The following is a 12,509-nucleotide window of genomic DNA, read 5'->3' as shown; positions in this document are numbered from 1 at the left end:
AGGCGGGGAACTACCCCACTTCAGCGGATGCCCTCCCGCTGCGCCGCGTACCACGCCGCCACCTGCGCCCTGGACCGGAACCCCAGCCGGAGCCGGATGCGCTCCACGTGGCCCTCGGCCGACCGCTCGTCGATGCCGAGCCGGTCCGCGATCTCGCGGTTGGTGCGGCCGTCCGCGATCAGCGCCGCGACCTCCAGCTGCCGGTCGGTCAGGCCTCCGGCCCGGTGCCGCGCCGCCCGCAGGCCGAGGAAGCGGCGCACCGTCGCCACCAGCTCGCGGGCGTCGCCCACGTAGGGCAGGTGCGACCTCCCGCTGAGGACCACCAGCTCCGCCCCCGGGATGCCGTCGGCCAGCGCACGCGCCTGCGCGATCGGCGCCGCGCGGTCGCGGTCGCGGTGGACGACGAGCGTCGGCGCGCGCACCCCGGCGAGGAGGTCGCCGACGTCGAGGTGGTAGCTGAGCTCCAGCAGCGCCCGGGCGGTCGCGGGGTCCGAGGACGCCCGCTGGTAGCGGCCGAACTCCTCCCGCGTCGTCGCGTGCGCGTCGGGCGCGAAGATGTCGGTGAGGACGTCCGACCCGAGGCCCCAGTGCGACTCCACCAGGGCGAGGATGTGGTTCCGCGCGCTGGGCGGGGACAGCTCGGCACCGGACCGCCAGCCGCCGTAGAGCACCAGCCTCCGCACCCGGTCCGGATGCGCCGCCGCCCACACGGCCGCGATCGGCGACCCCATCGACACGCCCATCAGGTCGAACGGCGCGGGACCGACGCCCGCGGCCACGGCGTCCAGCTCCTCGAGCTCGAACGCCAGCGACGGCGGCCGCCCGGCCGGCGCGGACAGCCCGCAGCCCGCACGGTCGTAGCGCACGAGCAGGCAGCCCTGGGCGAGGCTCTCGAGGTAGGCGCGCTCCTCCGGGACCTCCCAGCTCAGCTGCAGGTGGCTCACCCACCCCGACACGTAGAGCAGCGGGCGGCCCGAGCCGACCGTCGCGAACGCCAGCTCGACGCCGGACTCCGTCGTCAGCCTGCTGATGCGCTGCTGCATGCGTACATTGTGCGCGTGCGGGGCCGGTGGGGCACCAGCCGGGGTTGACCAGCGGGCCGCGGGCCGATACCGTCTCACGTCGTGAGCCGTCCACCCGTGACCCGCACCGCCCTCTGGGTGCGAGAGCGTGCCTGCCTGCCGCTGGTACTGGTGGAGGCGGTCCTGCCGGAGGCGGCTGCGCGACGCGCGACCGCTCAGGTCACCGCGATGACCTCCGTGCGGTCGCAGCAGGGCCGACGGACGCGCAGGCGTCGCGCCGCTTGAACTGCGGTAGCGGTCTCAGGAGTCCATGCCCACGGCGGGCTCGCCGACGAACTGATGCGCCTCCGCGGCGAGTTCGGGCCAGTCCTCCGGGTCGGCGACCCTGACCCAGGCGCCTTTCGCCTCCGCCCGCCCGGCCGCGACCGGCACAGCGACCTCCCGGGCGACGAGGTCGCGGGCGCGCGCCTCCGGCAGGTCGGCCACCAGGTCGCCGCCGTCGAGGTAGGCGAACAGGACGCCGCGCACGTGCAGCCCCGTCGCAGTCACCGAGACGTCGAGGTCGGGGTCCTGGAGCAGCTGCGTGGTGAGCAGGTCGTAGGAGACGACGGGGTCGGTCATTGCGGATCCTCTCGGTCGAGAGTTCTATACAAGCGGATGCGCGGGGTGTTGCACAGTGCCCCGGTCGACAGGAGGGTGCTCATGCGGAAGATCGTGGTCTACGAACTCGTCTCGCTCGACGGGGTCGCGGAGGACCCGGATGCCTTCATCCCGGACTGGGACGCGGACATGGACGCCAACCTGGGCGCGGTGATCGCGACCCAGGACGCCGTCATCCTCGGCCGGCGCAGCTACGACGAATGGGCGCGGTTCTGGCCGGGCAGCGACATCCAGCCGTTCTCCGCGTTCATCAACGGGGTGACCAAGTACGTCGCGACGTCGGCCCCGCTCGAACCCGCGTGGTCGGGCGCCGAGGCCGTGGACGGGGACATCGTGGAGTTCGCGCGACGGCTGAAGGAGGGCGACGGCGGCGACATCGGCGTGCACGCCAGCATCTCGGTCGCCCAGGCGCTGCTGGCCGGCGGTGTCGTGGACGAGCTGCGGCTCGTGATCGCGCCGGGCATCGCGGAGGGCGGAAGGAGCCTGCTGGCTGGCCTGCCACCGCTCCGCTTCGAGACCCTCGCGAGCGCGGTCTCCCGCACCGGCTACCTCCTCCTCGGCTACCGCGTCCTCCCCTGACCACCGAGGGGCAGGCGTCAGGCGGCGAGGTGGAAGGTGGTCGCGAAGCGGGTGAGCAGCGTGCGCGGCCCGCGGAGGACCTCCACGACGCCGGCGTCGATCGCGGCGTCCGGTGTGAGCTCGCCGGAGAAGAGCCGGCGGATGCCCGGGCCGCTCGCGAACGCCAGATCGGCGGGCCCGTCGCCGCGGTCCACGACCAGGCGCGGCCCGTCCACCCGGATGAGCAGGCCGTCGTCGCCGAAGCGCGCACCGTACGCCGTGGCCGGCAGCGCGGCGGCGACCTGGGGCTGGAACGCCGTGCGCAGCGAGATCGTCATCGAGTCCGGCGTGATGATCTGCTCGTCGCGCGGATCCCCCAGCGCCTTGAACCCCCAGGCGCCGAGGGCGAGCACCACCGGTTCGAGTTCCCGCCCGTACGGGGTGAGCTCGTACAGGATGATGCGCGAGCGCGGCGCCCGGCGGATGATGCCGGCCGCCTGCAGCTCCTTGAGCCGCGCCGCCAGGATGTTGCTCGGGATGCGGGGCAGTCCCGCCGCGAGCTCCCCGAAGCGGCGCGGCCCGACGAGCAGGTCGCGGACGATCAGCAGCGCCCAGCGCTCCCCCACCAGCTCCAGGGCCTGGGTGATCCCGTCGTACTGCCCGTAGTCGCGCGCGACCATGGACCTCAGGCCTGCTGGCTCGTGTACGCCTCGGGTCCTTGCTGCGCGGCGACGGGGTCCATCCAGCCGAACTCCAGGATGTTGCCGTCGGGGTCGGCGAGCTGCCGCTGGTACATGAAGCCGTAGTCGGCGGCGGGACGCTCCTCCACACCGCCCGCGGCGATCCCGTCGGCCACGGTCGCGTCGACGGCCTCGCGGCTGTCGAGGAAGAGCGCGGTCGACGCGGACACGGTCTTCGCCGGCTCGCCGACCGGGCGGTCGGAGAAGGTCTGGAAGAAGTCGCGCGTGACGATCATGAAGTAGTTGTGGTCCTCCTCGACGACGACGCACGCGGCGTTGTGGTCGCTGAAGAGGGGGTTGATGGTGAACCCGACGGCCTCGTAGAACGCCTTGGCGCGCTCCAGGTCGGTCACCGGCAGGTTGACGAACATCGCGGTCATCGTGGTCTCCCTTGTCATGGTCCGCTGTTGCTGACACCCACACTTGCAAAAAACAAGTGGCGCGTCAAGAGGGTGATCCGAAAGGTGAGAATTCTCGCCGGAGGGGCCTGGTCTGCGGCTGGCGTGCTAGCGTTTCTGTTGTTGCGCCCCGGGACTATTCGATCTGATCGGACTCCCGGGGCTTCTTGCTTCCCCTAGGGTCGAGCGATGGATCCGCACTCGACTCCGGCGTTCGCCGCGTCGTTGAGCCTTCAGGCGACGATCAAGCGACTCTCCGGCCGAACCGGGCAGGAGCCGACTCCGGACGAGTTGGTGGGTGCTTCAACGTTCGGATTCTGGGTAGGTCTCACTGGATCGGGAGTGGCACGCCACCAGCTCTTGAGCTACGAGACGGCGCTGTGGCAACCGCGACTCCGACACGCATTCAGCGGCCTGGGCGGAGTGAGCAGAAAGGAACTGCACGCCCAGCTCGACGGCGTCCGGAAGTTCCGAAACCGCATCGCGCATCACGAGCCGGTGTACGCGATGAACCTGCCCAGTATGCGCGACAAGATCGTTCGCTGCGCCCGGCTACCTCGACAGAGACGTAGCCGACTTCATCGCCGCGAGCCACCGCATCGACGCAGCCCTCGCCAGGCAGCAGGACGTCGTCTCCTCGGGGTCGTGCGTCCTCTAGCCCCTACTCCGTCAGCCGCCGCACCGTCAGCGACTGCTCCGCGAAGCCCACCGCCCCCTCCCGGTCGTGCAGCACCGAGCGCGTGATCCCGAGCCCGGTCGTCCCGAACACCACCTCGGTGTCGAGACCGAGCCAGCCGCCCGCCGGCGCGCGGTGCAGGTGGATGGTGAGGTCGACGTTGGGGAACATCCAGCGGGTCGGATGCTCGCGCACCGCGACGCCGTTGGCCGTGTCCACCAGGGTGATCCACGCCGCCGTCGGGTCGACCGCCACGCCCTCGATGAGCGCGCAGCCGGTCGACAGCCAGACGGTGGCGCGACCCGCCTCCGGCGAGCGCACCGCGCGGGTGTCGAGGGAGGCGACGTAGCCGCCCTGCCAGGCGTCCATCATCGACCACGGCGTCGCCGACTCGGGCGACGGCAGCGCACCCGCGGCACCGCCGGCGACCTCGGCCGTATCGAAGGCGGACAGCAGCCAGGCGCGCGCCTTGACGGCGACGCGGCCGTGGATGACGACCGTGGCCTCCACCAGTTCGATCGTGCGGCCCGGGCGGATCGTCTCGACCGAGAGCTGCACCTCGTCCAGGGCGAGGAAGCCGAGGATGTCGAAGCTGATCCGGGCCAGCTGCAGCGACGGACCGTCCGGGTTCGCGGCGTGCCGGAGGATCGCGTGAGTGATCAGGCCGCCGAGCGGGCTGAAGTGCATCTCGTCGTCCGCCCAGGCTCCGCCGGCGTGCGGGGTGGGGGTGAAGACGTTCTCGCTGCGCTGCACGAAGTAGGCGTCGGGGATGGGGGTGTCGGCGTTCATCCCCTCCAACGTAGGCGCAGGAGGGCCCGGCGAGCGAGACTAGAGCGTATGAGCAGACACGAACGCGAGCGGGAGGCCGCCGCCGAGGCCCAGCAGCGGGCGCAGGCGGAGGCCGCGATCGAGGCGACCGAGACCGACGACACGTCCATCGACGCGGACGAGACCCTGGAGTCGGACGAGGAGCCGGGCTAGGCGACCCGCCTCACCCGGCGTGCCCCTGCACGAACCGGGACGCGGGCGCGCCGCCCTCCTCCACGCCCCTCAGGTCGCTGTCGCGCACGAGCGGCGGGACCGCCGGGTCGTCCGGGAGGTCGATCGTCGCCGCCAGCCGGATGTCGCGGGAGGACGCGCCCACCTCGATCGTGAACGCGCCGCCCTCGCGCCGCCACAGGCCTGAGCGCCCGTCCGGCCGGGTCGCCGCGGTGTCCCAGTAGGCGAAGTCCCGGCTCTCCAGCTCGAACGAGACCGTGACCGTCGCGCCCGGCTCCACCGCGACCTTCTCGAAGCCGCGCAGCTCGCGCAGCGGCCGGCGCACCTCCGCGTCGGGGTCGCCCACGTAGAGCTGCACCACCTCGGCGCCGGCGACACCGCCGACGTTGGCGACCTTGCAGGCGACCCGCACCCGCCCCGCGGCCGCATCGACCACCTCCACCTGGAGGTCGCCGTAGGAGAACCCGGTGTACGAGAGCCCGTGCCCGAACGGGTAGCGCACGCTCCTGCGCAGCGCGTCGTACCAGCGGTAGCCGATGAACACGCCCTCGCCGTAGACGACCGTGCCGCGCTCGCCGTTCCAGGTCGGGAAGCCCGGGGTGTCCTCGATCGCCAGCGGGAACGTCTCCGCGATCCGCCCTGACGGGTTGACGCGGCCGAACAGCGCGTCGGCGACGGCCGCGCCGACGGCCTGGCCGCCGAGCCACGCCTCCACGATCGCGTCCACCCGGTCGTGCCACGGGTCCATCGTCACGGGCGAGCCGTTCGACAGCACGACCGTGAGGGAGGCGCCGGTGCGCTCGCGGAGGTCGGCCAAGGCCTCGATCAGCGCCACCTGGTCGGCGGGGAGGTCGAGGGTGAACCGGTCGTTGGCCTCCTGCTCATGGGAGAGCGGGAGGCCGGCGAACACGACGATCGACTCGGCAGCGGCGGCGACCTCGACGGCCTCCTCGATCAGCCGCAGCGCCTCGTCCGAGAGCGGACCCTGGCGGAGGCGCTGCACGGACTCCGCGATCCGCAGCTCCTCGACCAGGTACTCCGAGCGGCGGGCCACCGCAGGACGGTCCGCCTCGGTCGCGACGCCGTGCGCCTGGAAGACCGCGGCGTTGTCGTCCTGGTACGCGTTCTTCGGGATGTCGACGTATCCGGGCGCGTAGACCACGCGACCCCCGGCGATCGCGCGGACGGCGTCGAGCGGCACCTCCACCCGGGTCGGGTCGACTCCGGAGGACCCGCCGCCCTGGATGCGCGCGTGCTCGGCGAAGGCGCCGACGACCGCGACGGCGCCGCCCGTCTCCGCCAGCGGGAGCACCGCTCCCTCGTTGCGCAGCAGCGTGATGCAGGCGGCAGAGGCCTCGCGGGCGAGGATGTGGTGCGCGTCGGCGTCGAGCAGGTCGAGCTGCGCCGGGCTGAGCCGGTCCCCCGGCGCGTGGCCGAGGTCCATGACCGGCCCGTTCACCAGGTCGGCGCCCGGGTAGCTGCGGGCGACCAGCTCCAGGACGCGTCGCGCCGAGGCGTCGACCACCGCCTCCTCCAGCTCGCCGGCGCGGACCGCCGCGACGACCTCCGCGACGGTCCGGCCGCCGGTGCCGGGCATCTCCAAATCGAGGCCGGCGCGGAGGGCCGCGACCCGGTCGTGCACGGCGTCCCAGTCGGAGACGACGGCGCCGCGGTAGCCCCAGTCCTCGCGCAGCACCTCGGTCAGCAGCCAGCGGTTCTGCGACGCGTGCACGCCGAGGAGCCGGTTGTACGAGCACATCACGGTCCACGGCTCAGCCGTGCGCACGACCCGCTCGAAGGCCGGCAGGTAGGTCTCGCGCAGCGTCCGTTCGTCGGCGACGACGGAGATCCGGGTGCGTTCGATCTCCTGGTTGTTGGCCGCGAAGTGCTTCAGCGACGCCCCGACCCCGGCCGACTGGAGGCCGTCCACGTAGGCAGCGCCGAGCTCGCCCGCGTGCAGCGGGTCCTCGGAGAAGTACTCGAAGTTGCGCCCGCACAGCGGCGAGCGCTTCATGTTGACGCCGGGGCCGAGCACGACCTGCACGCCCTCCGCCCGCGCCTCCGCCCCGATCGCGGCGGCGACCCGGCGCATCAGGTCACGGTCCCAGGAGGCGCCCATCGCGGACGCGGTCGGGAACCCGGTCGCCGGCACCCACACCATGTCCACGCCGGTCTCCTTGCGGAGCCCGTGCGGGCCGTCGCCGACCTCGATCGCGGGCACCGGCGCGGGCAGCCCCGGCCGGTCGATCGCCTGGGTGAACCAGTCGTCGACGCCGGAGAGCAGCGACGCCTTCTCCTCCAGGGTGAGGGCGGCGAGCACGTCGTCCACGTCGAACGGAGGGGTCTGCATGAAGAGCCTTTCGAAAGCAGGTGGGAGGACACGACCTCAAGTCGCGAGGAAGTCCTCGGGATGTTCGTGCCGGATGCGCGCGATCAGCTCGGGCGTGACCGCGACCCCGCCCTCGGCGAGCGCGTCCAGCACCACGCCGTGCAGCGGCGACTCCGTCGCGACCGTGACGCGGGCGGCCGGTGCGACCCGGCCGAGCTCGGCGACGATCGCGTCACGCATCGCCGGGTGCTCGGAGGTCGCGACCGACCCGTTGAGCAGGACGGGGAGGTCGCCGGCGGCGAGGTCGGACCCGACGCGGCGGGCGCACCACTCCGCATAGCCGACGAGGGCCGCCGCCTGGTCGTCGACGATCCGCCGGGCGACCGCGTCGCCCTCCCCGGCCAGGGCGAGCACGAGCCGCGAGGATTTCCACAGCTCGGTCCCGGGCAGCGCGCCGAACCGCCGGGTGAACACGTGCCGCAGCTCGCCGGCGTCGGCCACGCCGTACTGGGCGCAGAGCGCTTCCGTCAGGCGGGTGGCCGGGCCCATCCCCATCCACTCGCGGCACGCCGCCTTGAGCGCGCTGTTGCCGAGGCCCTGCCCGCCGAGGTCGTCGAAGACGTACCAGCCGGAGCACTGCTCCCGCCCGTCGGCCGACCGCGCGGCGACCGCCGGCCCGGTGCCGACCGTGATCGACACCCCGACGCCGGTTCCGTCGATCAGGCGCAGCGACGCGAAGCCGTCGTTCTTGACGCTCCAGCCGCCCATCCCGGGCAGCCGGGCGGCGATCCGGTCGTCCCAGAACGCGGCGTCCTCCGGGTAGTCGACCCCGGCGAGCCGGAAGGCGGCGGACCGGATGTCCGCGACCCCTGCTCCCGCCTCCTCCAGCGCCGCCGAGACCGCCCCGAACACCGCCGTCTCGGCGACCTCGATGCTCTCCGCGCCGTAGATGTCGCCGCGACCGCCGCGGCCCCGGCCGAGCACCGCCCCGGAGCCGTCGACGACGAGCGCGACCGTCTTGGAGTTGCCCGCGTCGACGGCGAGGGAGAGCGGCCCGGACTCCGCACGAATCGCCATGCTCAGCGCAGCAGCCGCTCGGGCAGGTACGCGCGGTGCGCGTACGCCATCTCGTCGTAGAGCTCCTCCGCCACCCGCAGCGTCGGCACCATCGGGTTCGCGGCGAGCGCGCGGATGCCGTCGGCCCGGGTGCCCTGCCAGGCCGCCTCGGCGGCGAGGTACTGATACTCGGCGAGCTGCTGGACGAGCCCGCGAACCGCGTGCGGCAGCGGCTTCTGCGGCAGCGGCGTCACGCCGGAGCCGTCGACGTCGGACCACACCTCCACGACGACGTCCTCGTCGAAGCCGGGCAGCACGCCGCCGGTGTTCGGGAGGTTGACCGGGAGGCGCGCGGGCGCGTCGTTGTAGTAGGCGCTCATCACGTCGATGGCGAGCTCCAGCTCGTGGATGCCGCCGCGCGAGCGGCGCGGGTCCAGCTCGGGGACCGCAGCCTGGGACTGCTCGTCGTAGTGCTCCCAGTACCCCGGCAGCGCCGCGAGCAGGTCCTCCGCGCGGGTCGTCCGCGCCCCCTGCAGCTCCCGGAGGATCTCCTCGCGGAAGTAGTAGTACTGGAAGTAGTCGGCCGGCACCGAGCGCATGGTGACCGCGAGCTGCAGCATCCGCTTCTCCAGCGTGCTGAGCGTCGGGTCGTCCTTGCGGGCCTCCCATGCCGCGTCGAGCAGCGGCATGAGGTCCTGGCCGTCGTAGGTGTGCTCGGTCGACCAGCAGTTGTGGTTCACGCCCGCCATGACGACGTTCGCGCGCTCGGGGTCGAGCCCAGCGGCCCGCAGCACGGTCTTCGGGAAGACGATCGGGCCCTCGCACATCGACCAGATCGTCCGGTCGGTGAACCGGGTGACCGCCTGCGAGACGATGTTGACCGGGTTCGTGTAGTTGAACAGGATCGCGTTCGGCGCGACGGCGTCGAGGTCGCGGATGATGTCCTCGTAGATGTGGATGGACCGCAGCGACATGAAGAACCCGCCGGGTCCCTGGGTCTCCTGGCCGATCACCCCGTGCTTGAGCGGGATGCGCTCGTCGAGTGCGCGGGCGGCGAAGTTGCCCGGGCGGAAGCTCGACAGCACGGCGTCCGCGTCGGTGAGCGCCGCGCGGCGGTCGGTGGTCGACGTGATCGTGATGTCCAGGCCCTTGGCCTGCGCGATCTTCGAGCCGATGGTCTCGACGGCCTTCAGGCGCGCGGGGTCGACATCCTCGATGACGATCTCCGAGCCGTCGAACTCCTCGCCGTGCTCGAGGATGGACGCGATGGTCCCGGCGCCTCGGGACGATCCTCCGCCGATGTAGACGAGCTTGATGGAAGCCATGGGTGTGAGTATTGCCTTTCTGGTCGGGCGTCGGCTGGTGGGGTGCAGCCGGGGTCGTCAGCGGTTGGTCGTCAGCGGTTGGTCGTCAGCGGTTGGTCGTCAGCGGGTGGTCTGGAGCAGCTCGGCCGCGCTGCGGTCCACGAGGAAGCGCGCGTCGGAGCATTCGGACAGGACGGTCGCGGGCCAGTCGGGCTCGTAGGAGTCCGCCGCCGCGAGCCGCCGCACGGTGTCCTGCTTGTGCTCGCCGGTGACGACCATCACGACGGAGCGGGAGAGCTCGCGGATGGTCGCGATGCCGACCGTCACGCCGAACCGCGGCGCCTCGTCCAGGCTGCGCAGCGTCGGGAAGGTGCCGAGGTTGTCGCGCCGGGTGTCCTCACCGAGCGGGACGACGCGGGTCACGGTGTCGGCGGCGGCGCCGACCGGGTTGAGGGCGACGTGGCCGTCCGACGCTCCCGAGGCGAGCAGGAACACGTCGATCCCGCCGGCCGCAGCGAGCGCGCGGTCGTACTCGCCCGCCGGGGCCGCGGGGTCCGGGTGCCAGAGGCCGGCGTCCGAAATGCGGTGGCCCGGCGTCGCGGCGGCGTTGAGGAGGCCGAGGATCTCGCGCCTCCCGAAGCCGACGCAGCTGTGCGGGAGGTCCGGGTCGATCGCGCGGTAGCCGTCGCCGGCCTCCTCCACGTACTCGTCCATCAGGGCGACGACGACCGTCGACAGGTCGAGGTCGCGTTCGGCGACGAGTGCGGCGAGGTTCGCGTACGTGGCGATCGGGCTGCGTCCGCTGGGGCAGCCGAGGACGAACGTCCGTCCCTCGGCCGCCGCCTCGGCGATCGCGTCGGCGATCTGGAGGGCGGCCTCCCGCCCGACGTCGTCGGCCGTGTCGAGGATTTCGGGCGCGATGCGCATGGGTACTCCTTCGTGCTTCTGGTGCGGTGCGAGAACTAGGGGTGGGCGCCGGTCACTCTTTGAGAGCGCCGTTGAGCACGCCCCGGATGAAGTGGCGCTGGAAGAACGCGTAGAGGATCAACACCGGCAGCGCGACGATGAGAGAACCGGCCGCGAGCATGTTCACGTCGAGCGTGTGCTGGCCCTGGAAGACGCCGAGCGCCAGGGTCGCCGGCTGGATGGCCGGGTCGGCGATGAAGACCAGCGAGAGGAAGAAGTCGTTCCAGGTCCACATGAACGACAGCAGCGCGAGCGTGAGCACCGCGGGCCGCGAGATCGGCAGGAGGATCTGCCAGAGCATCCGCCAGCTCCGGGCGCCATCCATCTCCGCCGCCTCGATGAGCGACTTCGGGACCGCGCGGAAGGTCGCCCGCATCCAGAAGACGCCGAACGGCACGCCCATCCCGATCTGGATGATGATCAGGCCCAGCCACGAGTTCGTGAGCCCGAGCGACTGGAACGTGTAGTACAGCGGGATGATGAAGACCTCGGCCGAGATCATCAGCCCGAACAGGATCAGCGGGAAGAGCACCTTCTGGCCGGCGACGCCGAGCACGCCGAACGCGAAGCCGGAGAGGATGGCGAGGGCGGTCTGGCCGAGCACGGCGCCGATCGTGATGACGGCCGACGCGATCATCGCCGACCCGAAGTTGCCCTCGTTCCAGGCGGTGACGAAGTTCTCGAAGTGCGGGTTCAGCAGGTCGAGTTGCCCGCTCCGGCTCGGGCTGAGCGCGGTGAACACGAACCAGACGACCGGGAAGAGCACCAGGACCGTGACGAACGCGAGGATGGCGTGGTTGAGCGTGCGCTCGGTGCGCGAGATCATGCGTCCTTCTCCTCGGAGAGCCGGGTGATGACGAGCGCGACGCCCAGGCAGACGATCGCGAGGACGATGCCGATGGCCGCGGCCATGCCGACATCCGGGTTGAGGAACGCCTTGCGGTACAGGATCAGCGCCGGCGTGGTCGTGGAGGTCCCCGGTCCGCCTTGCGTGGTGATCCACACCAGGTCGAAGGCCCGCAGCGCGCCTGTCACCGTCAGCGTGAGCGCGACGGCCACCTGGCCGCGGAGGCTGGGGAGGGTGATCGAGAAGAACTCCCGGATCGGGCCGGCGCCATCGATGCGGGCCGCCTCGTAGAGCTCGGTCGGGATGGCCGCTACGCCGGCGACGAACAGCACCATGCAGAGCCCGAGCGCCGTCCAGGTGCCGATGACGCCGAGCGCGGGCAGGGCCCAGTTGAAGTCGCCGAGCCAGTTCTTGGCCAGGTCGCCGAGGCCCACGGCGCGCAGCGCCTCGTTGAGCGGGCCGTCCGGGCCGTAGATGCGCTTCCAGATCACGGCGACGACCACGCTGGTCAGCACCTGCGGGAGGAAGAGCAGCCAGCGGTAGACGCCGCCGCCGCGGAGCTTGCCCCGGCCGAGCAGCGCGGCCGAGAGCAGGCCGAGCACGATCGGCAGGAGGGCGAAGAAGACCACCAGCACGAGCACGTGGCCGAGCGACTCGAGGAGGGCCGGGTCGGTGAAGAACGAGATGTAGTTGTTCAGGCCGACCCAGGTGGCGTTGGTCACGCCGTCCCAGCGGTAGAACGAGTAGTTCAGGCTCTGCAGGATCGGGACGATCACCACGAAGCCGTAGAACAGGAGCCCGGGCGCCGCGAAGGCGAGCCCGAGCCAGCGGCGGCGGCGCACCCGCGGCGACAGCGTGCGCCGCGGGGCCCGCTTCGGCGTGCTGCGGCCGGGGGCCGCCGGTGCAGCGGCCGGGGCCTCCGGCCGCTGCACCACCTGGGACGAGGTCATCCCG

The 12,509-nt window shown here is 72.1% G+C and carries 14 protein-coding genes; 3 read left to right on the top strand and 11 right to left on the bottom strand.

Going from position 1 to position 12,509, the window contains the following annotated elements; all coding sequences use genetic code 11:
- Window positions 1-20: 20 nt before the first annotated feature.
- Complete coding sequence (locus AC3A3H_RS12345) at window positions 21-1,043, bottom strand: alpha/beta fold hydrolase (RefSeq protein ID WP_487614845.1); 1,023 nt, start codon at window positions 1,041-1,043, stop codon at window positions 21-23.
- Window positions 1,044-1,124: 81 nt separating this feature from the next.
- Here AC3A3H_RS12345 and AC3A3H_RS12340 point away from each other — a divergent pair, with 81 nt between their 5' ends.
- A complete protein-coding gene (locus tag AC3A3H_RS12340; RefSeq protein WP_487614844.1) occupies window positions 1,125-1,307 on the top strand; it encodes a hypothetical protein in 183 nt (60 codons plus the stop codon).
- Between the two features lie 15 nt (window positions 1,308-1,322).
- Here the strand turns inward: AC3A3H_RS12340 and AC3A3H_RS12335 are convergent, their stop codons facing one another.
- Complete coding sequence (locus tag AC3A3H_RS12335) at window positions 1,323-1,643, bottom strand: hypothetical protein (protein ID WP_487614843.1); 321 nt, start codon at window positions 1,641-1,643, stop codon at window positions 1,323-1,325.
- 81 nt (window positions 1,644-1,724) lie between these two features.
- On the opposite strand from AC3A3H_RS12335, the gene AC3A3H_RS12330 reads away from it, so the two are divergent.
- The gene (locus tag AC3A3H_RS12330) at window positions 1,725-2,261 is read left to right on the top strand and encodes a dihydrofolate reductase family protein (protein ID WP_487614842.1); all 537 of its coding nucleotides are present in this window, start codon (window positions 1,725-1,727) and stop codon (window positions 2,259-2,261) included.
- A 17-nt stretch (window positions 2,262-2,278) separates the two neighbouring features.
- Here the strand turns inward: AC3A3H_RS12330 and AC3A3H_RS12325 are convergent, their stop codons facing one another.
- The 3 genes from AC3A3H_RS12325 to AC3A3H_RS12315 all read right to left on the bottom strand — a co-directional run bounded on the left by AC3A3H_RS12325 (window position 2,279) and on the right by AC3A3H_RS12315 (window position 4,843).
- Window positions 2,279-2,920, bottom strand: coding sequence for a winged helix-turn-helix transcriptional regulator (locus AC3A3H_RS12325; protein WP_487614841.1), 642 nt, complete (start codon window positions 2,918-2,920; stop codon window positions 2,279-2,281).
- Window positions 2,921-2,925: 5 nt separating this feature from the next.
- Window positions 2,926-3,360 carry a VOC family protein gene (locus AC3A3H_RS12320; protein WP_487614840.1) on the bottom strand — a complete coding sequence of 145 codons (435 nt, stop codon included), beginning with the start codon at window positions 3,358-3,360 and terminating at the stop codon, window positions 2,926-2,928.
- Between the two features lie 679 nt (window positions 3,361-4,039).
- Window positions 4,040-4,843 (bottom strand): thioesterase family protein, encoded by an 804-nt coding sequence (locus AC3A3H_RS12315; protein WP_487614839.1) that lies wholly within the window; start codon window positions 4,841-4,843, stop codon window positions 4,040-4,042.
- Between the two features lie 48 nt (window positions 4,844-4,891).
- On the opposite strand from AC3A3H_RS12315, the gene AC3A3H_RS12310 reads away from it, so the two are divergent.
- On the top strand, window positions 4,892-5,035 hold the full coding sequence (locus tag AC3A3H_RS12310; RefSeq protein ID WP_487614838.1) for a hypothetical protein: 144 nt from the start codon (window positions 4,892-4,894) through the stop codon (window positions 5,033-5,035).
- 10 nt (window positions 5,036-5,045) lie between these two features.
- Here the strand turns inward: AC3A3H_RS12310 and AC3A3H_RS12305 are convergent, their stop codons facing one another.
- The 6 genes from AC3A3H_RS12305 to AC3A3H_RS12280 all read right to left on the bottom strand — a co-directional run bounded on the left by AC3A3H_RS12305 (window position 5,046) and on the right by AC3A3H_RS12280 (window position 12,505).
- Window positions 5,046-7,403 (bottom strand): beta-glucosidase, encoded by a 2,358-nt coding sequence (locus AC3A3H_RS12305; protein WP_487614837.1) that lies wholly within the window; start codon window positions 7,401-7,403, stop codon window positions 5,046-5,048.
- Between the two features lie 36 nt (window positions 7,404-7,439).
- The gene (locus tag AC3A3H_RS12300; protein WP_487614836.1) at window positions 7,440-8,459 is read right to left on the bottom strand and encodes an N-acetylglucosamine kinase; all 1,020 of its coding nucleotides are present in this window, start codon (window positions 8,457-8,459) and stop codon (window positions 7,440-7,442) included.
- 2 nt (window positions 8,460-8,461) lie between these two features.
- Window positions 8,462-9,763, bottom strand: a complete 1,302-nt coding sequence (locus AC3A3H_RS12295) for a family 4 glycosyl hydrolase (RefSeq protein WP_487614835.1) — start codon at window positions 9,761-9,763, stop codon at window positions 8,462-8,464.
- Between the two features lie 99 nt (window positions 9,764-9,862).
- The gene (locus tag AC3A3H_RS12290; protein WP_487614834.1) at window positions 9,863-10,669 is read right to left on the bottom strand and encodes a 6-phosphogluconolactonase; all 807 of its coding nucleotides are present in this window, start codon (window positions 10,667-10,669) and stop codon (window positions 9,863-9,865) included.
- A 52-nt stretch (window positions 10,670-10,721) separates the two neighbouring features.
- Window positions 10,722-11,534 carry a carbohydrate ABC transporter permease gene (locus AC3A3H_RS12285; RefSeq protein WP_487614833.1) on the bottom strand — a complete coding sequence of 271 codons (813 nt, stop codon included), beginning with the start codon at window positions 11,532-11,534 and terminating at the stop codon, window positions 10,722-10,724.
- Complete coding sequence (locus tag AC3A3H_RS12280; protein WP_487614832.1) at window positions 11,531-12,505, bottom strand: carbohydrate ABC transporter permease; 975 nt, start codon at window positions 12,503-12,505, stop codon at window positions 11,531-11,533. The genes AC3A3H_RS12285 and AC3A3H_RS12280 overlap by 4 nt, the downstream gene beginning before the upstream one ends.
- Between the last annotated feature and the right edge of the window lie 4 nt (window positions 12,506-12,509).

It is taken from the genome of Leifsonia sp. Soil_N53 (genome assembly GCF_057655165.1).
Note: the sequence above shows the minus strand (reverse complement) of the source record. Positions and strands in the feature narration are given on the sequence as shown.

Coding starts and splice junctions, on each gene's coding strand:
- AC3A3H_RS12300 (WP_487614836.1), bottom strand. CDS start 8,459: ATGGCGATTCGTGCGGAGTCCGGGCCGCTCTCCCTCGCCGTCGACGCG.
- AC3A3H_RS12330 (WP_487614842.1), top strand. CDS start 1,725: ATGCGGAAGATCGTGGTCTACGAACTCGTCTCGCTCGACGGGGTCGCG.
- AC3A3H_RS12325 (WP_487614841.1), bottom strand. CDS start 2,920: ATGGTCGCGCGCGACTACGGGCAGTACGACGGGATCACCCAGGCCCTG.
- AC3A3H_RS12285 (WP_487614833.1), bottom strand. CDS start 11,534: ATGATCTCGCGCACCGAGCGCACGCTCAACCACGCCATCCTCGCGTTC.
- AC3A3H_RS12345 (WP_487614845.1), bottom strand. CDS start 1,043: ATGCAGCAGCGCATCAGCAGGCTGACGACGGAGTCCGGCGTCGAGCTG.
- AC3A3H_RS12320 (WP_487614840.1), bottom strand. CDS start 3,360: ATGACCGCGATGTTCGTCAACCTGCCGGTGACCGACCTGGAGCGCGCC.
- AC3A3H_RS12335 (WP_487614843.1), bottom strand. CDS start 1,643: ATGACCGACCCCGTCGTCTCCTACGACCTGCTCACCACGCAGCTGCTC.
- AC3A3H_RS12310 (WP_487614838.1), top strand. CDS start 4,892: ATGAGCAGACACGAACGCGAGCGGGAGGCCGCCGCCGAGGCCCAGCAG.
- AC3A3H_RS12280 (WP_487614832.1), bottom strand. CDS start 12,505: ATGACCTCGTCCCAGGTGGTGCAGCGGCCGGAGGCCCCGGCCGCTGCA.
- AC3A3H_RS12305 (WP_487614837.1), bottom strand. CDS start 7,403: ATGCAGACCCCTCCGTTCGACGTGGACGACGTGCTCGCCGCCCTCACC.
- AC3A3H_RS12295 (WP_487614835.1), bottom strand. CDS start 9,763: ATGGCTTCCATCAAGCTCGTCTACATCGGCGGAGGATCGTCCCGAGGC.
- AC3A3H_RS12290 (WP_487614834.1), bottom strand. CDS start 10,669: ATGCGCATCGCGCCCGAAATCCTCGACACGGCCGACGACGTCGGGCGG.
- AC3A3H_RS12315 (WP_487614839.1), bottom strand. CDS start 4,843: ATGAACGCCGACACCCCCATCCCCGACGCCTACTTCGTGCAGCGCAGC.